The following is a 24,926-nucleotide window of genomic DNA, read 5'->3' as shown; positions in this document are numbered from 1 at the left end:
TCCGCTATCCCCTGAGCATATAAAAGATCAAAGCAGAAATGATCGTCGGCAGCAGCGCATATCTGAGTAACAACCCGCCTGATATCCCCGTCTTAAAAAAACGTTTGAGTATAGATTGTCCAATCGGATTCGGTGAATTGGCAATTATGGTTAATCCCCCACCTGTGAGCGCGCCTGTAACAATGGCATATTTAAGATTGTCTGGAAAGTTAGTGACTAAGGTACTTAAGTAAGTAATTGCGGCATTGTCATTAAATGCTGTTAAAATGATGGAAGTTAAATTCAATCCCAGTTCTGGCAAACTTACTAACAGAGGCACAATCCACCACCCCTGTAAGGTGCCATGAACCATGATGCCCGATAAAAAGAAAGCAACTAATAATGCAGGCTTGAGATCCAGTCTGTTTTGATAATACACAGTCACTTGATAGAATCCAAGGAAAAACAAAAAGCCTGCTAAGAATAAAACGGGTTCATGCGCATTGACCACCGTCCACACTAAAAAGAACAGATGTGTCCCAATGACCCAAAAAGGCACACTATCTTCTCGCTGATCCCATTTAGGATCAATATAAGTAGGCTGTTCCTCTTCTGATAAAAGTCCTGGAATGGTACGTTTCATTTCCTCTAATTTTATCCCATCGAATTTTTCATCTATGGCGTTGTCAATGTCGTAGAGTTTACACTCCTCTGGGGTTAATTTTTCTGAAGCCAATTCCTTGATATTCTCTCTCAATATGAGGCTATAAGCATCCAATTCATTCGTAAAAGCCACTCTTTTATCTACAATCTTCTCTAATTGTTCAAATGAGTCTTCAAGCTCTTTTTTACTGATAAAACGATGCTGTATATAGCGTTTGTATTGATAGTTTTCATAAGCTCCCGTAAGGTCATGTAAATCTTTTTTAAACAAGAAATAGTAGACATAGGTCGAAAGTCCAATGGCGATTATGGCCTTCCAGCCAAAAGTCCTAAGCATAAAAGGCATATCCCAGCCCCATACGTCTGCCACCATTAAAATCGGTGGCGAAGCAAAATTGGTCAGAAACCCTCCTATGGAAATATTGACAAATAAAAGTGCTAAAGTCACATATTTTAACCGTTCTGAAGGGTTTAAACTGTAAAATTTATCCGCTAAGAGCAATGCGGCTATGGTCATTGCTGCTGGCTCAGTGATAAAGGCGCCCAAAATGGCAGGGAAAAGCAAAATCGTCAACCACCAAATTTCTAATGTATTGCCAAACAGTCTCACAATTCGCCACATAATAATCTCAAATAATTTCAATATGGGCCGACTGGAAGCAATGGTCATTACCACAATGACAAACAGAGGTTCTGTGTACCTCAATCCGTCTATATAAGACACAAAAGTGTTCCAATCATAATAAAACGAAATGCCCACTGCAAGCAGCACCGCCCAAATGCCAAATACGACTTCCACTTCACCCAAAAGATGCATAATACTGGCTGTTATCGAATAAGAATTTTTATTTTTAAGCCCTTTCTTAATCTGTTCATCATAATCCATTTCCAGTTGATGTGCCTTTTTATGAAACAAACTGGTCAACATGGTGTGCACAATTGCCATAAAAAAGATGATCGTCCCTACGAGATTAAAAGGGGCTTGTGAAATTCTATGTTTAACAACTTCCCAATAGCTTGTGTAATCCTGATCCTGATAACTCTCTTGAGTTCTTGGAAATTCTGCGTTCTGTTCTCCAACATTTTCACTTTCGGCATTTAAACTTAACTTGCCATATGAAATCGTGTTCACAACAAAAAATAGCCCAACTGCTAATAAAATGAGGATCATTGGATTAGATTTAACACTTTTAAAAACTTTCATTGGCTGCCACTCCCCCAAAGTCTCGTATACTCAGTCCGCTTCGCTTCCTTCGTAACACTTGCATCTTCGCAAATTCATACTCAGTCCGCTTCGCTTCCTTCGTAACACTTGTGCAATCCTATTGGATTGCATTCAGAGGGCGTTCTAACGCCCTCTGAATTGGGGAAATGCTCCCTAGGAGGAGCATCCCCCCAAGTGTTATATTAAAGATACCCGTTCACAATCAAACAAATCACGTTGATTTTTGACAAGATTTTTTAGGCTCTCAATATCAAAAAAAAGAGCGCTTCAGACAATGCCTACTTAATTGTAGAAATTGTCTGAAGTGCTCTTGCCATTATATATTTACAAATTGCTCTATCGGTTCTACTGCGCTATTCTTTCCCAAATATTCTCACTTCACGCTCTAATTCAACCTCAAAGCGATCACGTACTACTTTTTGAATAATTTCGATGAGTGTAATCACTTCTTTACAACTGGCCTCACCTGTATTGACCACAAAACCGCAATGTTTTTCAGAAACCATTGCATGCCCATACTTAAGGCCTCTAAGGCCAGAATCCTCGATTAATCGGCCTGCATAATGGCCCTCAGGTCTTTTGAAAGTACTCCCAGCACTTGGCAAATCAACAGGTTGTTTCGAGACTCTCTTTTCTGTGAGTTCCTGAGTGATCGCCAGAATCTCTTCATAATTACCCTTTTGGAGCTTGAGTGCTGCTCTGAGCACTACAAAACCGTTTGCCTTGACAATACTGGTTCTATAACCAAATGCCATATCTTGCCTTTGAATCTTTTGAACCTCTCCAGAGGCTGTAAGCACTTCTACCCACTGAATGACATCCTTCATTTCGCCACCATAGGCACCAGCATTCATAAAAATCGCGCCACCTAAAGTTCCTGGAATACCCGATGCAAATTCAAATCCCTTCAAACTATTGCGAAGGGCTACTTTTGAAAGTTTTGAAAGCAATACCCCTGCTTCTGCGATCACGACTTCATCTTGGACATCAACCGCACTGAAAGCATCGCTGATTTTGATAACCAACCCTTCAATACCATCATCATCCACTAAGATGTTGGAGCCATTGCCCATAATATGATATGGCATCGAAACCGCCTTACAGAAATTTATGGTTTGCTTAATATCTTCAACTTTTCTTGGCAAGACCATGCAATCCACATGTCCACCAATTTTAAAGGAAGTATGTACTTTCATTTGTTCATTTCGTAAAATTTGTTCTTGATCTAAAAAATCAGTTAACGGTTCAAATTTCATTTCATTCTCCATGTTGAGTGATTTAACACTAATTTAACGCTCTGTTGATCTAAACCCTAGACTATTTTAGCATAAATGGTCTAGGGTTTCAAATACTTGTTCTTTATTAATAATTTTTGATGTCACCATGTTTCTCGAAATGACTCATTTCAACAATTTGATTCTTTTCATCTAAAAATATCACATTGGGTTTAAAGGCCTTCGCTTCAGCGGCCTCCATCAAAGCATATGCAATGATAATGACCACATCCCCTGGCTGCACAAGCCTTGCTGCTGCTCCATTCAAGCAGAACATGCCACTGCCTCTTTCCCCTGCGATTGTATAGGTTTCAAGTCTTGCACCGTTATTGTTGTTAACGATTTGAACTTTTTCTCCTGGAAAAATGCCCGCTGCCTCTAGTAAGTCCTCATCGATCGTAATACTGCCTACATAATTTAAATTTGCTTCTGTCACCGTTGCACGATGAATTTTACTTTTAAACATGGTTACCAACATGAATCTGCCTCCTAAACCCAAAGTCTAATATTGTCTATTAATCTCGGTCTCCCTAATTTAACAGCTAATGCAATGAGCATATCGCCTTCTAACTTTTGAACACTTTTTAGCGTTGTCGCCTCTACGATTTCAACATAGTCAATTTCCGCATAATCAACGGTTTCTATTAAAGCTTTCATTGCTTGTTTAATCAGCTCTGCATTTCTTTCACCCGCTTTGATCTTTTGCTCTGCGAGCCTTAAGGACTGAACCAATACGAGCGCATCTTTTCGCTCTGATTCAGAAAGATACGTATTACGAGAACTGAGTGCTAACCCATCTGATTCTCTGACAATGGGACAAGGCACGATCTCTATATCAAAGTTCAATTCTCTCACCATTTTTTCAATCACAGCCACTTGTTGGGCATCCTTTTGTCCAAAAAAAGCCTTTTCGGGTGAAACGATATTGAAGAGTTTAGAGACAACACTTGTGACGCCTTTAAAGTGTATAGGTCTCGAGGCACCACAAAGTACTTTGGTAATATCGCCTTCACAGTTGACATATGTGCTGTAATCAGGACCATACATTTCATCAACACTTGGATTGAAAAGGACATCTACACCAGCATTTTCGCAAAGTATGGCATCCTTTTCAAAATTTCTTGGATAGCTTTCTAAGTCTTCATTTGGACCAAACTGTGTCGGGTTGACGAAAAGACTCACCACTACAAAATCTGTATTTTTTTTAGCTGCTGTCATGAGCGACAGATGCCCTTCATGTAAAAATCCCATAGTGGGCACAAGTCCCACACATTTTTGTGCCTTCTTGGCACTTTTAACAACCGCTCTTAGGTCATTTACGGTATGAACAATCTTCATGTTTTGATCTCCTAACCTTTTTTTCATCTAACTTTAGTATAATTTTTCAAGAACGCTCTCATCTATCTTAAAGGTGTGTGCCTCACTTGGAAACACGCCCTTTTTAACTTCATCACAATACGTGCTTACCGCTTGCTCAATAACGCCATTTAAAACCGCATACTGTTTTACAAACTTAGGCGTTAATTCTGTATACATGCCTAAAAGATCTTGAATCACCAATACTTGACCATCACAATCTGCACCTGCGCCTATTCCGATGGTTGGAATACTAATACTCTCACTGATGATCTTTGCGAGTTTTGCAGGAATGCACTCCAAAACGATGGCAAAACAGCCAAGTGCCTCTAAAAGTTTCGCCTCATCAATCAATTTTTGCGCTTGGGCTTCGGATTTGCCTTGAACTTTGAAGCCACCAAACGCATTTACAGATTGAGGCGTCAATCCAAGGTGTCCCATTATTGGGATTTGTGCATTGATGATGCCTTCTATTTTATCTTTAATTTGAAAACCACCCTCTAACTTGACGGCGTGAGCGCCTGCTTCTTTAATGAGTCTACCCGCATTTCTGATGGCGTCTTCAACGCTCACATGATATGACAAAAATGGCATATCTGCAACAACCATTGCATTTTTAGTGCCTCTGACAACGGCTTTTGTGTGATGAATCATATCTTCCATCGTCACAGATAAGGTATCTTCATAACCCAGCATGGTCATGCCAAGCGAATCACCCACCAAAAGGCAGTCAACACCACCTTGATCTAATAGTTTCGCCGTAGAATAATCATAAGCGGTTAAAACCGTGATTTTCTCTTTTTTTGATTTCTTCTTTAAAAAAGTTGAAGTCGTTACTTTTGACATATTATTCCTCCTCTAAAAGACGTCTGAGTGCCAGCACATTTTCTGTATCCATCTCTTTGGCAAGTGCTATTTCCAGCGTTGCCAAACCAAGATGCCTATAGAGTGCTTTAGCCCCATGATCCATTGCCTGTAGGTGTGCTTTGACCGTTTTATAATCGCCTCTTGCTATAGGACCTGTCAATGCTTTTTCAGGTCCAAAAGTTTCGATATTCGTCAAAGTCCCTCGAATAAGTGGTAGTAACGCTTTTATACCTGTGTTCTCCTCAATGCCGATCGCCTTCATTTGAGACAATCCAAAATGCATCAATGTCACCATATAATTCGAAACAATCACAGCCGCAAGATGATAATTGACCTTTTGTGCTTCAGTCAACTGAATCACTTCATTGCCCATTGTCTTTAAAAGCGTCTCGAATACTGAGATTGTTTTCGCATCCCCTTCAATACCAAAAACGGTACTTGGCATTTGCAAAAGTGCTTCTTCAACATTTGCAAATGATTGCATGGGATGGATAGACGCGTAATGAACGTCATCACGTCTTGCTAAAACCCGAGCAGATAACGCACCACTCATATGAATGACAAATCTAACTTTTCCTGTGGTATTCAGTGAACACAATTCTCTAGAAACTGCCTCAATCATTTGATCGGTCACCGTTAAAGCGATAATTTCTGCATCTTTTGAAAGTGCTTCTAATGTGTCGTATGCTTTTCCTTGTACTGCAATCGCCGCATCTTCAGCATGGGCATAGGTCTTGCTATAATAGCCAACCACTTGATGCCCCTTTTGAGTTAGATATCTGCCAAACGCTTGGCCTACTTTACCTGCCCCAACGAATCCAAATTTCATGATTTAAACATCCTTTCTTGCTCTTGAGAGGGGCCTTAGTATGACCAATATCCATCTGCACATCTGTGCACTCGAACATTTGTATAATTGCATACAAAAAGCTCCTTCTGTCAAAGACAAAAAGAGCTATGTTATCATAACCTTTACTATTTCCGTCCCTGGCATTTCGCTCCGAGCAGAGTTTGTTCATCGGTAAGTTTCATAAAAAAGCGTATAGTCCTTTCGGTACTATCAATTTCATTATAACACATATCCTGAATATACGATAAAATTTTACATTAATTTTACACTTTTAAGCGTTGCCCTTAGAAGTGGTAAAATATCAATACGTTTAAGAGGGCGTTCCCCCATCTGCATGAGCGCAGAACAAAGCTGTTCCCTTTCAAGCAGTTCATCAACACTCAATACCACCTGATGTGAGGAAAGGACACCCTCTAAGTATTGAATGCAAATGTGTGCATCTACAGGATCGTGGATATCCCAACGATCCGAGTTCACCTCTAAATAGCCTTGCTTTTTTGCGTATTTAAACATCCAATAATAAGGATGGCTTGTTCTCACTTTCACATGCGCGTCTGCTATTTTTTTCACATCCCATTTGGCATAATCAAAGTCTGCTCTAAGCTGTTTGCTTTTTAATAAAGTGAGTGCCACAAAGAGCGCTTTCGGCGTCGTCATGGCCACCAATTCTCCAAAAGTTAAAAGCCTATTGGGCTGAAAGCTGTTATTTTTGTAAGCTACAACGAAACCCGCATTGATCAATTCTCTTGCAATTTCAAAATGAGTGTGACCTTCGCCATAATCCTCAAAAGGAGAACGGTTAATGAGCTCATTTACACCTATAACTTTATAACCCTTTGCATTTAAAATTTCAAGTTGTGGCGCTAAGGCATCTGCAACAGGCGTTTGAAGTGACATATTGCAACCATCCTTTTGGAAAATGATGTGTCCATTTAGAGCGTTGTCATCACTTTCAAGAACGCGTTTCATAGGTAAAACCATTGCCTCTACATCTTCACGGTAGATCCCTTTACTGGGTTTCCATCCGCCACCATCAAAACTTGCTGCCATGTACTGATAGCCCATCATCGCGTATACATCGTAGGCATTTAAGCGTCCTTTTATCCGATCGATATAATGTGGCGGTCTGGACAGCGTGGGCGTATGTTTGTAATTTTTATAGGCAAAATTATGGAAAAGTGTCAAATCTTCAAGGACACGCTCTAGCGATGAAAGTGATACTCTCGAGTCATAAATAAGTCTCATGGGTCCAAAAATCACATGTCTGCCACCATGATTGGCCATTTCATGACCTCTTTTGAGGATGCGTTCGCCAAGTTCTGGTTGATTCAATATACCCGCAAATGGATCTTTCTCAAAATCGGGATAATGATCATGAGCCGTACCGCCCCATTTAGCAGTATGCAATTTGCCGCGCTGATCTGGATAATTTTCTTGCGTGCCCCCAACGCAGTCAAAAGTCCCTACAGCACCATATCTTTCGAGCGTATTCATAAGCACCTCAGTGAGGCCGTATGCACGCTTTACAATTTCATCCTCTGAATCCAATTGAGGCACAGGGTTAGGGGGCAATGCACTTGGCCCATCATCAAAGGTCATCGCACAAACGCGTTCGTCCAAAAGGGGATAGACCTGCTCTATACGTCTAACGGGAGACAAGTAAATGCCCGCTTTTCTTTTGTTATGCTGTTTTATGAATCGGTTTATTTTCCTTAAAATCTCAAATAAAATCATGAAGCATGGACTCCTTTTGTATTTGCTCATAGAGGTTTAATGATGCGCTTTATAGGTCATGACATCACCCTTTAAAAAATAACGGGGTTTCAAACATGCAATGCCGTAAATTAGCACGCCGTAAAAAAACTTGATCACCTGTTTTGGAATAGAACCCCACTTTTTTTGAGTGGTAAATTTGTAAACTTGGCTCACCACCTCGTAGGCTGGATGTCCCCATTCCCCGTGGACACTTGAATCATATAAGTGCAGCTTCTGCGGATCAAATGAAGCCTTCTCTACTTCAAAATTTACAAAACTTCTACCGATCTCAACCGTTAAATGACCATCACTACCACCCACTATTGGCAGTTCTAATTTTTTTGCGAGTTCAACAGCTTTGGCATTCGCCTCATAATTGTCTTTTACAAAACAAGTTCTGCCGTTAAATACTTCTATGGCATCCACTTGGCTTATAAGCCATTCACTTGGCGAACGATGTTTCCATCTAAAAGGATGTGCCAGAATAATGGTTGCGCCTTGTTTTTTGGCTTCCTTAACAACATCCTCACATCGATACCATTTTTGATTCACTTCCAGAATCTCTTCAAGAGGCGTTTTAAGACCGATGATAACAAGGTGCCCCTCTTCCGTGGAGTACTCTCCAGCCCTAATCACCATGAGCCTCTCGTTCACTGGAAGATTGTGATAGCGTGCTTCTAGATAGGCCTCCAAGCGATCGGAGCCCTTGATGGTATTATGATCTAATATAACAATGCCATCAAGGCCACATTTTTCTGCCTTCTGTATGATTTTTTCAAAACTCTGAAAAGAATCTTCAGAATAAAATGAATGCACATGAAAATCGATTTTCATTACAACTTCCTTTCCAGTAAATACTATTCTCTTTTCGTATGTCCAAAGACAGCATTTCGGATATACATGATGCCAGGTTGACTATCAGTCCATCTAAAAAGACCGTCCCTGACATTTGGATTTAATAAATCCTTTATAAACACGAGTAAAATCATAGGATTATAACGATTACGCTTTAAGTACCCTCTAATCGAAAGGATATCTTGCAGCAAATAGCGCATCTTCGCATGTAATCGATACCGATTTCGAAACTGTGTAAAGCCAAGATGCTGAGTCTTGAGCTTCATAACGGACTTATAATAGGCAAAGGGCATATCACACCCCGCAATAAGCGAAAGTGGCATACTGCCCCAAAATCTAGGATTAATCTCCATTAACCTTAGATCACCCTTTAAATCCCCCTTGAACTCAACCATTGCAAATCCAGTCCACTTAAGCGCTTCTAGCAGCCTTATGGCATAAGCCACCATGCGTTCATCCCAAATACTCTCGCAAAATGTACTCGGTCCTCCGGAGACTGGGTATTCCCGAATACGCTTGTGACAAAATATCTCCACAGGCTTTTGATTGTGATCAAAGACGACAGATACCCCATAACCAGCGCCTTTGATATATTCTTGCACTAAAGGCTTAGGTTGTATTTCATGCATCATCGTATAAACATTGACGAATTCCTCTTGCCTATGGACGATCTTATAGCGCTCATGCGCTTTAAGCGTCAGCTTTTCACCTTCTCGATATTTGATCACCACTGGGTATTGAATCCTCTTTGACATCTTAAAAATAGTTTCATCATCTTGTAGAAAAGTTGTATTTGGAAAGGGAACCTTCACCAAATCGGCAACCTTAGACAGTTCATAAGTATTATTTGCACTCAGGTAGGTCGCTTCATCTACTATATTAAATTCATAATAGGGCAACAATTTTTCAAAGTTTTTTGTCACCACTGCCATGGATTTACTCCCAGTAACGATTAAAACAGGCTTTTCACCTGTTCTTGAATAAATATCTTTACCGATGGTCATTAAACCATTAATAAAAAGCATTTCATTATCTTTAGGATTAGGTACGATGCGGCAATGTTTCACATATTTAGAATAAAACCCTAATCGCTCCTGCGGGTTGGAATCCTCGAATTCCACAGCAGTTATAGCAATCCCTTTTTTACCCAGTGACCAAATTGCTGTCAAAGTCATTCTATATCTAACATCAGTTATGACAACTTCTCTCATATTGCCTCCTCATTCAAATCATCAAAATTGTATCAAAATGCATACGTTGTGTCAATCTGAAATCAATGGGTTGTGCAATCAATCGTTCACGTGGTCGTCATTTCACTTCAAAAATATCTATAGATTAAAAAAGCGCCTTTCATGGTGAGAATCTCACTTTGAAAAACGCTTTCGCTTTTAGCTTTTATTAGGTGCTTTATTAATGTTCTTTAGTTTTGGTTTCATACATAAGTGAATACTCATAATCCACATCGTGTTCACATGTTTTGCATAAACCAAACTTATTTACTTTTTTCTCATCGCCACATCTTTTACAAAAGTCCACTTTAAATTGATTTCCCTTTACGACTTCTCTCATATCTGTCACCTCACTATAATATTTTATTGCAATCGCCTTTGCATTTAAGTATTTTTGTATACAATTATTCTTCTTGTGATAATTATACCTAATCCAATTGCATATTACAACCGTTTTTTAGTGATTTTTTTTGATTTATGAAATATTTTTATGTTTTAATTTCATATTTGAAAGTTTAATTTCATTTTATGAGTGATTGCCATGTGGAAATGACAGAAAAAGTGCTATTTCTTTCAAAACCGCGTCGCCAAGTGGCGATTCCCGGTAAACTGTAGCGTTCACTTAATCCAAGACGTTTATTCAAGACGTGTTCATCTTCAACCCAAATGCGATAACGATCACCACTTTCAAAGTACTCGGTGTAGTATTGACCAGAAGGTTCATCATAAATAAGTTCAAGATTGCGTTCTGCCATCATTTTGTCAAATCCAGATAGAGTAATGGCTCTTGAGCCTACTTTTTTGTATTGACCATTTTGAAGCGGTGTTTCCTGCCATACTCTCATATAAAGGGGTATCCCTAAAACCAATTTCTCAGAAGGTATTTCTTCAAGAGACATGGTTATCGAATCTTCTGTCCATCCCATAGAGGCCACAGAGCCACTTATAGGGCTTGACCCCCAGTGTTCATCATAAGCCATCAAGATCATATAATCCACAAATTGGCTCAAGGTCCGCCGATCATATACTTTTGACCAAGTATCACTGCCCTTGGGTCTTGTCACATCCATACTGATCACTTGATTATACTCACCGGTTACCTGTGCAAGTTCTTTAACAAAACGGCTCAATGCGTCTTGATCTTCTAGATAAATATTTTCAAAGTCCAAATTGATGCCATCGAGTTCATATATCGCAGCATACATGAGCATTTGAGCAACTGCTTTTTTTTGATATGCATCCGAATTTAGAAGCGTCTTTGTCCACTTAGGACTGAAATTATTTTTAAATAGGCCCCAAAGCTCAACGTCCTGATCCTTCACAAATTCAGTATAGGCTAAATCCGCACTGTTGATGATAATACCATCGATGTTTAAATTAAACCACGTTGGTGAAATCACATCAATTCCAGGTTCAAAAGGCGTAGCCTGTTTTTTGAAATTGTCCGAATACTGATCAATCACTTCAAAAGTCATGCTAAAGGGTTTCTTTAGCGAAGATACCTCTGGCGTTATAAAATTTTCAGCTGAAACGGATTCTACTTGAACTTTCGAAACCGCACTTTTTTTCACATAGGCTGAATACCCCAAGCCATCTAATATATGATAATAATTTTTGTGTTCACCCACAATCCACACAGGCTCTGTTGACTCTGAAGCATTCTGTTTAAAGAGATCCGAATTGGCCATTTGATACTTATCGGTATTGGCTTTAATCTCCCCAAACCGACCCTTTTGATCTTCGTATACGATTAAATTGTTGGTTTCTTGAAAATAAGTATGTGCAACTGGATACAACTTCTCAACGATACTCATGTCAATATAGGCGATCTTTGCTTCATAAAGTAAAGGCACATTGATCTCTTTTATATTTGCGTCTACATATTGGGTCAACAGCGGCTTATCAAACTGATGCCCGATATTATCGATCTTTAAATAGATGCGCTGACCCGTCCCTGACAAGGTAATATCAGAGTCAATATACTTTTCAAAAGTAGACAAGCTGATATAAACATGCGTATTTTTAACGATAAATTGATTGGGTTCCAACCATTCATCATTAAAAACCGTCCGATTTTTCTCTTCATCAGGGTTTAATAGAGACAAAGACAATGCTTGATATTTATTATAGTATTGCCATAAGAAAAAACTGAGGACACATATTATTGTAATCCCTATAAGATTTAAACTGACACGTATTTTAGACTTCATAAAGGCACTCCTCTTGGTATTTTGATGTTTTATTAGAATCGCATAGACTCATCATACCATTTGAAGATTAAGATTGTATTAAAGGCAGCTTTCTAAATCATGAAAAATATCTGCATAAGCGGTATATCTTTCACTGGGAATAATTGATTGGCATTTCATAACACAATTAAAAAATTCAGGTTTAAAACGATAACTGGTCTTTTCAAATTTTTCTAAAAACACTTTGGAAAGTGCATATAGCTCACTGAATTCATTGTACATTTTAGGATTAAAAACGGCTTCAGGTGCTGCATATTTAAGCGTTCCCACAATTTCACTTTCGTGCATAACCTCATCCTTTCTTATAGCAGATCCAAAATCTATGAAATAAATGCAGTCACTTTCATCTATGAGAATGTTCCTTGGACTAATATCCCGGTGTAAAATACCCTGGAGATGCAGGTCTCTAAGCCGTAGGAGCATTTGTCTAAAATAGTAGGGTGCATAGTCATGCCTCAGTGCACTTTCTTTTAATGTTTTGCCGTTTATAAAATCCAATTTTAGGATAAACTGTCCTTCTTCCACTTGATAATCTATCAATTTTGGAAATCCATTGCCTTCAATTGCCTTGAGCATTTCAAGTTCTCTTTTGACCTCAACCAAGGACACTTTTTTTAGCCAATATTTTCGATTTGTCTTTTCGTCGATCTCGATCATCTTCTTCCCCTTACTCTTGAATAGGTAATATTTTGTGACAGTTTTTACAAGCCTCAATCCCACGCGCCTGTGCTTCATTTAAATCAATCGCAATCTTGCTTTGACTTAAATGATGACATGTCCCTTCGTGATATTTCTCACCAGTTCTCGTGATATACACTGTTTTCGTTTCATATTTGAGACCATCGCTGTGGATGACCCCTATGATCGGGTAATTCAAGACTTGACTTTTTAAAACCGTTGGCATTTTGAAGCGATAATAGAGTTTGAGTGAAAACACACCACTTGTATCCAGCTGCGAACCCACTATGGTATCCAGCCGATTCAATTCCACACAGCGTGCTACACCTTGTTCTTCTAGAATATCTTCAAATCTTTGAATTACAAAATTTTCAAGGAACAGTTCATTCACTTCAGTTACAACAGCATCGTCACTTTCCTGAGCTGACAATGCGAATAATTGCATTTCGCTTGTAATTTCCATGGCGATTTCATGCATACGTTCATTGATATGCACTGAAAAGACCGTTCCCACTGCAATCAATAATAAAAAAAGTGTGATGGAAAACGTAATTGTGGCCTCTATTGTGACTGAACCCATTTCATTGTTGCGTTTTTTTCTTTTTATTTTAGAGTGTTTAAACATAATATAGCCCTCAATTTAGCGCTTAAAATGCATATCATATGCATTTGAAAAGTTCAACGAAAATGATGATAATGCTGACCTGAAAATATAGGGGAAATGACCCTTTATAGCCACTTCATGACCCACTTTAAAATCTTCTAGCTTGGCTTCATCTTTGCTGTCCTTTTGGATTTGTGCCTCTACAAGCGCCATGTGTCTCAATAGGGTTCTATCTAGGCCTTGAACATTAATCATGATTCTAAGGTAATCTCTATAGTAGAGCTTCTGGTCGAGGTGATTGACTAAATCTGAATTTGAATTTGAGGTTAAAGGCGCCTGTTTTAAATTTTGGTTTTTTGCGCTGTCCATGTCTTCTAATAGATCCCTTGAATCTATAAGCGTCTCTAAGCTCATTAACCATTCATCCTCTGCTTTTATAAAATGTGTGCCCTTACCCCTCTCCAGTAGAGTTAAATCATAGTATCCTTCAACGCCTGACCACGTTGCCAAAATGGCGGCATAGGTAACAGCGTTCCAAGGAAATGGAATCGGCGTTACAATTTCTAAAATCCCATTGCGTTTTTTGGAGTCCATGACAATGCCAAGAAGATTGAGACCTGTACGCATTGCTAATATTTCTGTTTTCACCTCGTTAAAGTTGTCGATATCCGACTGACTATGTCCAATCAAATACTCTATTTCACCCTCAATTTTATAGTGTCTTGTCTCTTTCACATTTAGTGGGTCAAAAGATCTCACCTCATTTTCAACAAGCGTCTTACTGATGCTCATCAAGTACTCGTTGATCATGATCTTTTCTGGCAGAGTGACGGTTCTAATGGCTTCTTTAAAGGCTTGATTTTGAGTACAGGCGTCATTTGAATCATATTCGTAATCCGTTTCAAGCTCTAAAGATTTGTCCTCCACTGAAATCCCAGTTGTCGTTAAAGATCCTAATTTGGACTGAATACCCCTGAGCTTATCCAAGAGGCCATCATCTTGCTTGCCGAGTTCTTTAAGCATCAAATCACTTGTCGTTTTGATCTCGTTTTTCACTTTCTCAATTTCATTTTGAAACGCCTTTTTAGAAAATTCCAATTGAATGATTTGACTTTGGAGATTTTGAATGGCCTCCACAGGTGCAGGTCTTATGCTGTATAATCTAGAAATTGCGTCTTTATAGGAATCCATTTGCAGATCTATATTCTCAATATTGAGCGCGTTCACCTTTAGGCTTGCTTCATGCTTTGAAAACTTAATGTACCCTGTGTACAGCTGATTGGTTTGAGCATCATAAGCATTTTTCAACGTGTTTACCTGCGATGTATCCCATACTTTTTCATAATAATGCCTAACCGCATCAGGTTCGAGTTCAATTTCACGATCGATAATCTGATTCTCTGTACACGATTTATAGAATTCACTTGCACCATAATCAATATAATTTCTATAGGTTTGTAGGGCTTGATGTAAATCGACACTATCTTTAGTTTTAACGAGATTTCCTAATGCTTCGTGAACTTCTGACCTCTCAAATTTTTTGGACAAGTCTTGATAGCGATCCATCTTATCATTGATTAACTTTTGAGCTTTTAAAATCGTTTCATTTTGCTCTAAAAACTGCATCACCTCATCGATAAGAGCCTCTGTAATCACATAAGGCGCTGCTGATCTAATGGCATTTAGATAATTGATGGGATCATTTAGGCTCATACTGGTAACTTTGATTTCCATATCTGAATCTTCTGCTGCTTTTAGATGATTGCCTATATAATATGCACTTATCATCCCCTCAAGTGGGTCATCTTCTTTATAGGCTAATATCCCATAGCGTTCGAAAAGGAATGTATTATACTTAGAAAGCCTTGCTTCACTACATGCAATAGCTACCTTGAGTGCTTTACTTTCACTTTGTTTAACATCTATAAGATCATAAACCAGAAAAATACTGATGAGAAATAGGGGGATCACAATGACTAAAAAAAGGGTTATATTGCCCTCAGCACCTTTATACTCTTTTTTGATCATAATCACATCCTTCACTTCATGTCTCTGTTAATAATACGACTGCCGCCCACTTTCATCAGTAAAAATATTCTGGGATTATATCTACGATAAGTGATCCTTTTGGTGATCGTGTCTGGATAAGCATCGGGGAAATCTACAGAATAAGTTCTGCTTAATGAGAACTTACGACTTACGGGCGTCTTCTCAATCATCAGATCGTCTGGGGGTTGAAGTTTACTATTATTGATCGAAGCCCCATACAATTTTTGAAAAAGTAGTGTATTGGCGCTTATTTCAATGAGATCGCCATAAACTATGTAGATAAAGAAAAAAAGTAAACTGACTAACAAAACAAGAATAAGGGGTAGAACAATTGCCATTTCAGTAGTAACCATCGGAACCTCTCTCTTACATTATTTGTAATTCTATTTTACATATTAATACATATGTAATTATATGTCAACTCTTTTGTGAAAATTATTGCTTTTCTAATGAGAATTCTATTCAAAAAGAGGCTGTTTCAAAATGATAAAAATCATTTTGAAACAGCCTCTTCTAAATAGCCTTCAAGCTCTATTTCTATATTGAAATGCCTAAACCGTTTCTTTACTCACTTTATTTCTAGATCTCAGACGCTCTGTTTCATTGAGATATCTTTTTCTAATTCGGAGTGAATCCGGTGTGATTTCCAAGAGTTCATCATCTTCAATAAACGTTAAAGCTTCTTCCATACTAAAGATTTTAGGGGGTAAAAGTTTAATCGCATCATCTGATCCAGATGCCCTTGTGTTGGTCAATTTTTTATTTTTAGTCGGGTTTACCGTCATATCATCTCTTCTTGAGTTGATGCCGATCACCATACCTTCATAGACATCTGTTCCAGCTTCAATAAGCATTACTGCTCTCTCCGATAAATTGAAAAGAGAATAAGCCATGGCAGTACCACCTTGTTGAGAGATCAGCACGCCATTACCTCGCTTAGGAATTTCACCCTTATGGGGTTGGAATTCATAGAACGATCTAAGGAGAATACCTTCACCTCTAGTGATGTTGATAAATTCACTTCTATAGCCTAAGAGCCCTCTGGTTGGCACTAAAAACTCTATTTTGGTGTAACCCTCATCCGAAGACATCATTTCCATTTGACCTTTTCTGAGATTGAGTTCAGAAATAATTGTTCCAGAATAAGTATCTGGTACAATTGCGATAACTTTCTCAACTGGCTCACATAAAGCCCCCTCAATCGTTCTCATAAGTACTTGTGGTTTCGATACAGCGACTTCATAGCCCTCACGTCTCATATTTTCAAGCAAAATCGAAAGGTGAAGTTCTCCTCTACCAGAGACTTTAAAGCCATCCTGAACGCTATCAAGCTCGTCTACACGTAAGCCCACATTAACTTCTAACTCTTTGTCTAATCGATTTCTTAAATGTCTATTGGTAACATACTTACCGCTTTTACCACAGAAAGGTGAATCGTTAATCAAGAAGTTCATTGCAAGTGTCGGTTCTTCGATCTCGATCATTGGCATTGGATCCACGTGATCGGGATTACAAATAGTCTCGCCAATTGAAATATCGGTAATGCCCGAAAGGACAACCATATCGCCTGCATAAGCTTCTTTAACTTCTACTCTGGCCAAACCTTCATAAACATATAACTTGCCAATTTTACCTCTTGCAGTTGTACCATCTCTCCTGGAAATCGCAATCGTATCCCCTTGTTTGATCGTCCCTTGCACAATTCTACCAATACCCAGTCTACCCACATACTCATCGTAGTCAAGAGAAGAAACTTGCATTTTAAGTGGTGCATCATGGCTCTCACCATAAGGCTTGACGTGCTCCAATATCGTTTCAAACAATGGCGCTAAACTATCGCTTTCATCTGCCATTTCTCTTTTGGCAATCCCTTGTTTTGCAATACCGTATATGATCGGAAACTCCAATTGATCATTTGTCGCATCTAATTCCACAAATAAATCAAAGGCTAAGTTTACCACTTCTTCTGCACGTTGATCTTTTTTATCTATTTTATTGATAAATAGAATTGGTTTTAAACCTCTTTCAAGTGATTTCTTAAGTACAAATCGCGTTTGAGGCATCGGGCCTTCACTTGAGTCTACTAAAAGAATCACGGTGTCTACCGTTTTCATGATCCGTTCTACTTCAGATGAAAAATCGGCATGGCCTGGTGTGTCCACTATATTTATTTTATAATCCTTATACATTATAGAACAGTTCTTAGAATAGATCGTAATCCCACGCTCTCTCTCTAAATCATTACTGTCCATAACACAATCAGGAACGACTTCATTATTTCTAAAAACACCATTTTGTCCTAAAAATGCATCTACTAAAGTTGACTTCCCCGCATCGACATGGGCAATCACGGCAATATTGATAATGCCTTTTACACTTGACATACTTACTCTCCGTTTCAATCTTGAAGGCTCTTCCTTCATATTTAAGCACATAACTTATATAGTTTATATCAAAATGACCTGAAAAGATATCTCTTTTTTCGAATTAACAATAAATTAACATCTTTTATTCATAAAAAGACGTCAATTGACATCTTTTACTCAAAATTTGTCAACCAACGTCTAACTTTCACTGAACTAATGATTCTAATAAAATCAGAAAACGCTATTTTTCAAACTTTGAAAGATCCCCTAAAAAAATCAAGATAAGCCCAGAACCAATACCAAAAACAGTCAATGCCATTACGAGTCCGCCCTTTATCTGAAGTTGCCCTAACAGTACTGCACCCAAAATGGATATCCATAATATTTTGATGCCCAGTTTTCTAAAATTCATTTAAGCCTCTTTCTAATTCAAACTCATGATTTAGTTCAAACTCGTAAGTTCATTTAAACCTTCGCTGATATACGCTCTTAGCCACGCGATCACATCTATATTGCTAATAGGAACACCGTCCAGCAACTTTTTGATTTCTCTCGTATTGAGCGTAAACGTCTTATGATTAATTGTATGCGTATAAATGAGATCTATTTGATCACAGGCATTGATAATCGTTACGATCGTTTCGGGCATATTGCCTAAGGGCACCCGATCAATATGGCTATATCTAAACTCTGCGATAATTTCGGTTCCCGCACCCAGTTGTGATTTGATTTCAAAATAGCCATCACATGTTTCTGCACAGTTTTTAAAAAGCGGAATCCCGAGACCTACTTTGCGCGTTGTTCGCGTCGTATAAAATGGATCTACCACTTTTGCAACGGTTTCTGAATCCATTCCAGTCCCATCATCTTTAATTTTAATAACCAGCTTATCTTGCTCTAAATCTTCGATCACAACAATTCTCAATACCTCAGCCTCAGCCTTTATTGAATTTTGAGCAATGTCCAATATATGTAGCGATAATTCCCTCATGCTATTCCTCTCCACTTAAATAATTCAATATTTTAGAAATTGTTTTTTCATCGATTTCAAGCTTGTTTGCTCTTTCAGAAATGTGTTCTAGATAATGTGCATCTGAATTGTAAATTTTTTGATAGCCTTTAATCAAAGTCTCATTTATTGGACTTTTCGGGTGAATTTCTATGGTTCTAACTTTTAACGCCTGTGGCATAAAGCCCAAGTTAGCCAAAATACTGTTTGAACTCTTATTAACATGTGCTGGCACACAAACGCCACCATGCGCCTTGCAAAGCTCAATGAGTTGTTCAATACTAACCTCTATAGATGCGATCAGTGCATATGGATACTCCCCCACACACTGATCTTCATGATTCACAATCTGTTGCCTTCCAAAATGATCTGGTCTATTAGGGATTTTGAGCCTATACGGTTCTAATGCGCTATCGAAAGCTTCAAGGTCCGATATCTCTTCGAAATAGCAAAGCACATGGACCTCTTCCTTCGTTTGAACTTCCATTCCTGGAATCACGAGCAAACCTTGTTCCTTGCCAATCTTGCAGACTACTCTAGCATTTTTACTGGTGTTATGATCTGTAATAGCGATCACATCAAGCCCTTTTATCAAAGCCATATTGACAATATTATTGGGCGTCATATCTGCATCACCACAGGGTGATAAGCACGAATGAATATGGAGATCATAGTAGATTTCCATTACTTTATGCCAGCCTCATACATGATCTTGAAGATTTCAAACGTTTCTAAATCCGTCGATAAAATTGTAATTTCTTGTTCATTCGCCTTATCGATAATTTCAGATTCTACTTTGATCCCCTCGGGAATAATCACGCAAGAAAAATCTAAAAGGGAAGCCACTGCCAATATATTGCTATGTGTTTGAACCGTAATCCAAGCGGTATCATTTTTACCTTTAGCCATTACCCAGCTGAGTAAATCACAAGAGTAAACACTTGAAATACTTCTTTCTAAATCACCTTGAGCCAACACCTTAAAGGAATGATTATCTATCAATTCACAAACTTTCATATCTCTATACCTCTTCATTCATATCATTTTTTTTGCTTATACAAAACAATACAGGATTCAATTGTTGCCGTGCCATTGACAATGTCTTCGGCAAGCACTCTACACGTTGGTGCACCACATGCACCGCAATTTATGCCTGGTAAGGTCTGCGTGATCTCTTCAATCTCGGCCATTTTTTCAAGTGCTTTTCTAAAATCATTATCAAGCTTGAAAATAGGCATGGGTTCTATGGGCAAATCCCATTCGAAATTTTTAGGGGTAAGCTCAATATCGATGTTAACTGGATGTTCCATGCCATATGTCTTGGTGAGTTTTCGAATTCTATTCTTGCCAATAAATGTGTTTTCAACATTTAAAGGACCTCCCACACACCCATTTACACAGGCATAGCCTTCAAAGAAATCCAGTGAATTCAGCTTGCCGAGTTCCATAGATTCAAGTACTTTGATGACTTCTTCAATCCCGTCCACAGCAATATAATCTTCAATTTCCATAGAATAACTCTGTCCACCAACACGTCCCCAGCCAATCCCTTTGCCTGTGGCGCATTGGATAGGCACATTGCCTTCGATTTTATCAATAATCTTCATGAGTTTATAATAAATCTCTTCTGTGGAAATCGCCTCATCAATAAAAGACCGTTCAAGTCCAATTGGATTTTTGATACTTGTAACCTTTGCAGGGCAAGGCGTTATATAAAATACGCCAATATCTTCGAATTTATAACCTTCAGTCATCAGCCTGTTTTTAACAATCCGAGCCGCAATTTCCATAGGGGATTCTAGTTTTATGATGTTATCAATTAATGCTGGAAATCTAATTTGAATGAGACGCGTAATAACTGGGCAATATGTGGAAATCAATGGTTTGTTAACCTGTGCTTTATCTAACATATTGATTTCATATACGGACAAGAGCTCTGCTGCATGCGCCACATCATAAACCTCATCAAATCCAAGTTGCAATAGACCATTGAAAATAGTGTTCATATCATATTCAAGCGGAAATTGGCCATAAAAAGATATGGCTGGCAATGCAACCGTATATTTGTATTGTTTTAAAGTATCAATGCTGCTGACTTGAGCTCCTTTTGCATGATATGGGCACACCCTTAAGCACTCGCCACAATCGATGCATCTTGATTCTATTATTTTAGCTTTACCATCAACAACACGAATTGCCTGTGTTGGACAGCGATCAAGACAATGAGTACAGCCAGTGCAATAGTCCTTTTCGAGAATAACTGAATGCCAGTAGTTTCTCATCTATGCCTCCATCTAATCCTTCGTTAATAATAAACCACCATTTTGATCTTTGTGCCTTCACCAAGTTGCGACTCAATGGTAAAATCATCAGCGACTTTTTCCATATTGGGGAGTCCCATACCTGCACCAAATCCCATTTCCCTTGCAGTTGTATCTGCAGTAGAATAGCCTTGTGTCATTGCAAGTTGAACATTTTCAATCCCAGGACCACAGTCTTCAACATAAAGTTCAACACAGTCTGGCTTTATAAAAACCTCTATGCCACCCCCATCAGAGTGAATAACGAGGTTAATTTCTGCTTCATAGGTGGCTATGGCGAGTCTTCTTAAAATATTGGGGTCAATGCCAAGCTGTCTTAAAACTTTTTTAATCTGACTAGAAGCTTCTCCCGCTCTGGAAAAATCATCTTTTTCCACACGATAATTTAATCGCATAGCAACATTACTTTCATTTTTTTCATATTTCTTCATAGCATCACCCTTATAATTTGATGCCGCTTAGACCATGTTGATATAAAACGCCAGATACGTTAAATAAACTCTGCTTCGTTGTCATCAAAACAATCTGCTTTTCTTCAGCCAAATTAATAACCTCAGAACAAGGGATCTTCCCACGCACAAACAATATTGCTTTTAAATCAAGCATTTCTGCAGTTCTGATCACTTGTTGATTGGTAAGACCTGTAATTAAAAGAGTATCTTCTTCAACATACGCAAGTACATCACTCATGAGGTCCGAGCCAAAGGCGGTTTGAACATCATATTCAACGCCACTCTTATGAGCCACTACATCCGCTTCAATGAGTTCCATAATATATTTTAACTGCATGATTGCCTCCCTGTTAAGGATCAATTCATTAACACTTTATCAAAAGGGTTAATTATTTAACAATTGTCAAATACATTATATCACCTTTATAAAAAGACTTCAATTTGTTTTATTCAGGTCTTTTGAACTGTTTCAAAATTGCTGCGACATTCTTTATTTTATGTGTGTTTTCAATTGATTTAAAGTTTTCCTTTGATCAATTTGTATATTTCATCTGATATGGCTTCAATCGATTTAACTTGACCTTCTGATATACAATTTATGGTATGCCAATTCATTTTTTGAGCCACATAAATGGCATTGTAATAAGATCTCTTTAAATATTCAGCATCTTTTTCATGAATGTCCTTTTTAATTTCACCCGTGATTTTATTTTTTCGATCTGCCATTAACATTTGAGCCGCTTCAGGTGGCATATCCAAAAATAAAATTTCATTTGGTACTGGTAGTTTATAGATTCCGTATTCTAGGTTAGATAACCACTCTAGAAAAACTTCTTTTTCAGTCAAATCTTCTATTTTAGATGCCTGATGGACCATATTGGATGTTGTATAACGATCACATATGAGTATGCCCTCCTCTTTATAAAAAGATTTCCAATCGGTCATATAAGATGCATATCGATCTACTGCATAAAATGAAGAGGCCACATAAGAATCCACATCATCTGCATTTTCACCAAATTCTCCATTTAGATACATTTTTACGAGTGCGGATGCATCGCTTTGATAATTTGGAAAAGACAACAGTCTTACTTTATAACCTTCTTCTGAAAGCCTTTTATACAATATTTTTGCCTGTGTTTCTTTACCAGATGAATCACAGCCATCAACGACAAATATCTTTCCTGACATATAATGCTCCATTCCTTAAATGATTTTTATCAGAATCTAAACTGACTACTTTATTTTAACATACTATATTTCTTTTTTCTAAACAATCTCAATTTCTATGTGCAAGAATTTAAATTTTCTGAACATTAAAAAGCACTGGCGATTTTATAATCGCCAGCGCTCAGTATAGAGTTTAACCTATTTCTTAATTGGATATTGCTCTCTTGCATAATAATGCGTATGAAGCAATTCATGTGCTCTGTGGCTGTTAGGCTCACCAAGGTATTCATCGTATAATTTCTTAATTTCTGGATTTTTGTGTGATTTTCTAACCGCTTTAGAAGCATCTTCAGAGTAAAGTGCTTTCGCTCTTTCTGCTCTAATATCGATGACATTTCTTACGCTAGCAGGTTGAATTGGCTGTCCACCACCATTTACACAGCCACCTGGGCAAGCCATGATTTCGATGAAATGGTAATCTGCTTCACCCGCTCTGATCTTATCGAGTAAGATCCCTGCATTTGTCGTATTGTGTGCTACAGCGATCTTAATATCCGTTCCAGCCACATTTACAGTCGCTTCTTTGATCCCTTCAATCCCTCTAACTGCAGTGTAATCTACATTTTCAAGGTCTTGGCCAGTTAAGACGTCAGCAACAGTTCTAAGTGCAGCTTCCATAACACCACCCGTTGCACCGAAGATAACACCAGCACCTGAGTAATCGCCCATAAATGCGTCAAATGTACCTTCTTCAAGTTTATCAAACTCAAGTCTAGCTTCTTTGATCATTCTAGCAAGTTCTCTTGTTGTAATGGAAATATCCACATCTTGCAAGCCATTAACTGAAAGCTCTGGTCTTTCAATTTCAGACTTTTTAGAGGTACATGGCATTACCGATACAACCACGATATCTTTAGCATCGATGCCATGCTTATCCGCATAATAGCTCTTAGCAAGTGCACCGAACATGTTTTGCGGTGACTTACAAGAAGATAAATGATCTAATAAATCAGGATAGTTAAATTCGATATATCTTACCCAACCTGGTGAACAAGATGTGATCATTGGTAATTTACCACCATTTTTTAGACGCCCTAATAATTCAGTGCCTTCTTCCATGATTGTAACATCTGCTGCCCAGTTGGTATCAAATACTTTAGCAAAGCCTAATTTTCTAAGTGCTGTTGCAAGTTTACCAGTCACATTAGTGCCAATTTCGTATCCAAATTCTTCACCAAGTGCCGCTCTTACTGCTGGAGCAGATTGAACGATGACATGCTTAGATTTGTCTTCGAGTACATTCCAAACGCGATCAATGCCTGATTTCTCAGTCAATGCGCCTACTGGACAAACGACCATACATTGTCCGCAGTAGATACATGGCGCATCATTCATGCTCATTTCAAATGCAGGTCCTACAGTTGTTTCGAAGCCCCTGTTTAAGAAATCTAAGATGCCGATGCCTTGAACATTTTTACAAGCACTTACACAACGACCACAAAGGATACATTTGCTTGAATCTCTTACGATTGAGTACGAAGCGTCATCAAATTTTGGCTCTCTTTTAGCGCCTTCGAAACGAATGTCTCTAATGCCTAATTCTTCTGATACCGATTGTAATTCACAGTTCTTGCTTCTGACGCAAGTTGTACACTCTCTGTTGTGGTTCGCTAAAAGTAACTCAACCGTATTTTTTCTTGCATTTCTAACTCTACCTGTATTTGTGTTTACGACCATGCCATCTCTAACAGGTAATACACACGAAGCTTGAAGTGCTCTTGCACCTTCTACCTCAACCACACATACTCTACATGCACCCACTTCATTGATGTCTTTTAAAAAGCATAATGTTGGAATGTCAATGCCCACAGTTCTAGCTGCTTCTAAAACAGTTAAATTGCTTGGCACTTCGTAGTTCGCGCCATTTATAATTAAAGATACATTACTCACGATTTGTACACCTCTTTCTTATAAT

25 protein-coding genes are annotated in these 24,926 nt (G+C 38.3%); all 25 read right to left on the bottom strand.

What is annotated here, in order from left to right; translation table 11 throughout:
* Window positions 1-4 precede the first annotated feature (4 nt).
* A complete protein-coding gene (locus tag F3D3_RS24455) occupies window positions 5-1,846 on the bottom strand; it encodes a putative Na+/H+ antiporter (protein ID WP_139132084.1) in 1,842 nt (613 codons plus the stop codon).
* A 374-nt stretch (window positions 1,847-2,220) separates the two neighbouring features.
* Window positions 2,221-3,123, bottom strand: a complete 903-nt coding sequence (murB, locus tag F3D3_RS12980; protein ID WP_242877132.1) for a UDP-N-acetylmuramate dehydrogenase — start codon at window positions 3,121-3,123, stop codon at window positions 2,221-2,223.
* A 106-nt stretch (window positions 3,124-3,229) separates the two neighbouring features.
* Window positions 3,230-3,619 carry an aspartate 1-decarboxylase gene (panD, locus tag F3D3_RS12975; RefSeq protein WP_069874536.1) on the bottom strand — a complete coding sequence of 130 codons (390 nt, stop codon included), beginning with the start codon at window positions 3,617-3,619 and terminating at the stop codon, window positions 3,230-3,232.
* Between the two features lie 11 nt (window positions 3,620-3,630).
* Window positions 3,631-4,479 (bottom strand): pantoate--beta-alanine ligase, encoded by an 849-nt coding sequence (panC, locus tag F3D3_RS12970; RefSeq protein WP_069874534.1) that lies wholly within the window; start codon window positions 4,477-4,479, stop codon window positions 3,631-3,633.
* 33 nt (window positions 4,480-4,512) lie between these two features.
* Window positions 4,513-5,343 (bottom strand): 3-methyl-2-oxobutanoate hydroxymethyltransferase, encoded by an 831-nt coding sequence (gene panB / locus F3D3_RS12965; protein ID WP_069874533.1) that lies wholly within the window; start codon window positions 5,341-5,343, stop codon window positions 4,513-4,515.
* A 1-nt stretch (window position 5,344) separates the two neighbouring features.
* Entirely contained in the window at window positions 5,345-6,193 is an 849-nt protein-coding gene (locus tag F3D3_RS12960) for a Rossmann-like and DUF2520 domain-containing protein (protein WP_069874531.1), read from the bottom strand.
* A 273-nt stretch (window positions 6,194-6,466) separates the two neighbouring features.
* On the bottom strand, window positions 6,467-7,948 hold the full coding sequence (locus F3D3_RS12955; protein ID WP_069874530.1) for a polysaccharide deacetylase family protein: 1,482 nt from the start codon (window positions 7,946-7,948) through the stop codon (window positions 6,467-6,469).
* Between the two features lie 36 nt (window positions 7,949-7,984).
* Window positions 7,985-8,803, bottom strand: coding sequence for a PHP domain-containing protein (locus F3D3_RS12950; RefSeq protein WP_069874528.1), 819 nt, complete (start codon window positions 8,801-8,803; stop codon window positions 7,985-7,987).
* A gap of 23 nt (window positions 8,804-8,826) precedes the next feature.
* Window positions 8,827-10,035, bottom strand: a complete 1,209-nt coding sequence (locus tag F3D3_RS12945; protein WP_069874526.1) for an ATP-grasp domain-containing protein — start codon at window positions 10,033-10,035, stop codon at window positions 8,827-8,829.
* Between the two features lie 199 nt (window positions 10,036-10,234).
* On the bottom strand, window positions 10,235-10,393 hold the full coding sequence (locus F3D3_RS24160; RefSeq protein ID WP_175438372.1) for a hypothetical protein: 159 nt from the start codon (window positions 10,391-10,393) through the stop codon (window positions 10,235-10,237).
* Between the two features lie 181 nt (window positions 10,394-10,574).
* Window positions 10,575-12,263, bottom strand: coding sequence for a glycosyl hydrolase family 18 protein (locus F3D3_RS12940; RefSeq protein WP_069874525.1), 1,689 nt, complete (start codon window positions 12,261-12,263; stop codon window positions 10,575-10,577).
* Between the two features lie 78 nt (window positions 12,264-12,341).
* Window positions 12,342-12,959: a protein kinase gene (locus tag F3D3_RS12935; RefSeq protein WP_069874523.1), complete on the bottom strand. Its 618-nt coding sequence runs from the start codon at window positions 12,957-12,959 to the stop codon at window positions 12,342-12,344.
* A gap of 10 nt (window positions 12,960-12,969) precedes the next feature.
* A complete protein-coding gene (locus tag F3D3_RS12930) occupies window positions 12,970-13,605 on the bottom strand; it encodes a hypothetical protein (protein WP_069874522.1) in 636 nt (211 codons plus the stop codon).
* A 15-nt stretch (window positions 13,606-13,620) separates the two neighbouring features.
* Window positions 13,621-15,612 (bottom strand): DUF5702 domain-containing protein, encoded by a 1,992-nt coding sequence (locus F3D3_RS12925; RefSeq protein WP_069874520.1) that lies wholly within the window; start codon window positions 15,610-15,612, stop codon window positions 13,621-13,623.
* A gap of 11 nt (window positions 15,613-15,623) precedes the next feature.
* Window positions 15,624-15,986, bottom strand: a complete 363-nt coding sequence (locus tag F3D3_RS12920; RefSeq protein ID WP_069874518.1) for a hypothetical protein — start codon at window positions 15,984-15,986, stop codon at window positions 15,624-15,626.
* A 198-nt stretch (window positions 15,987-16,184) separates the two neighbouring features.
* Complete coding sequence (typA, locus tag F3D3_RS12915) at window positions 16,185-18,017, bottom strand: translational GTPase TypA (protein WP_069874517.1); 1,833 nt, start codon at window positions 18,015-18,017, stop codon at window positions 16,185-16,187.
* A 223-nt stretch (window positions 18,018-18,240) separates the two neighbouring features.
* Complete coding sequence (locus F3D3_RS24155; protein WP_175438371.1) at window positions 18,241-18,411, bottom strand: hypothetical protein; 171 nt, start codon at window positions 18,409-18,411, stop codon at window positions 18,241-18,243.
* 30 nt (window positions 18,412-18,441) lie between these two features.
* Complete coding sequence (locus F3D3_RS12910; RefSeq protein ID WP_069874515.1) at window positions 18,442-18,990, bottom strand: ATP-binding protein; 549 nt, start codon at window positions 18,988-18,990, stop codon at window positions 18,442-18,444.
* Between the two features lies 1 nt (window position 18,991).
* On the bottom strand, window positions 18,992-19,693 hold the full coding sequence (locus tag F3D3_RS12905; RefSeq protein ID WP_069874513.1) for a PHP domain-containing protein: 702 nt from the start codon (window positions 19,691-19,693) through the stop codon (window positions 18,992-18,994).
* Window positions 19,693-20,025, bottom strand: a complete 333-nt coding sequence (locus F3D3_RS12900) for a DRTGG domain-containing protein (RefSeq protein ID WP_069874512.1) — start codon at window positions 20,023-20,025, stop codon at window positions 19,693-19,695. The genes F3D3_RS12905 and F3D3_RS12900 overlap by 1 nt, the downstream gene beginning before the upstream one ends.
* A gap of 23 nt (window positions 20,026-20,048) precedes the next feature.
* The gene (locus tag F3D3_RS12895) at window positions 20,049-21,290 is read right to left on the bottom strand and encodes a [Fe-Fe] hydrogenase large subunit C-terminal domain-containing protein (protein WP_069874510.1); all 1,242 of its coding nucleotides are present in this window, start codon (window positions 21,288-21,290) and stop codon (window positions 20,049-20,051) included.
* A 23-nt stretch (window positions 21,291-21,313) separates the two neighbouring features.
* Complete coding sequence (locus F3D3_RS12890) at window positions 21,314-21,760, bottom strand: ATP-binding protein (protein WP_069874508.1); 447 nt, start codon at window positions 21,758-21,760, stop codon at window positions 21,314-21,316.
* Window positions 21,761-21,770: 10 nt separating this feature from the next.
* Window positions 21,771-22,118 carry a DRTGG domain-containing protein gene (locus F3D3_RS12885; protein ID WP_069874507.1) on the bottom strand — a complete coding sequence of 116 codons (348 nt, stop codon included), beginning with the start codon at window positions 22,116-22,118 and terminating at the stop codon, window positions 21,771-21,773.
* 179 nt (window positions 22,119-22,297) lie between these two features.
* Window positions 22,298-22,972 (bottom strand): thymidylate kinase, encoded by a 675-nt coding sequence (locus F3D3_RS12880; RefSeq protein ID WP_069874505.1) that lies wholly within the window; start codon window positions 22,970-22,972, stop codon window positions 22,298-22,300.
* A 177-nt stretch (window positions 22,973-23,149) separates the two neighbouring features.
* The gene (locus tag F3D3_RS12875; protein ID WP_069874503.1) at window positions 23,150-24,901 is read right to left on the bottom strand and encodes an NADH-dependent [FeFe] hydrogenase, group A6; all 1,752 of its coding nucleotides are present in this window, start codon (window positions 24,899-24,901) and stop codon (window positions 23,150-23,152) included.
* Window positions 24,902-24,926: the final 25 nt, after the last annotated feature.

This window comes from Fusibacter sp. 3D3, from assembly GCF_001748365.1.
In the GTDB taxonomy this organism is placed as follows: Bacteria; Bacillota; Clostridia; order Peptostreptococcales; family Acidaminobacteraceae; genus Fusibacter_A.
The sequence above is the reverse complement of the archived record's forward strand: the minus strand, read 5'-3'. Positions and strand labels throughout refer to the sequence as shown.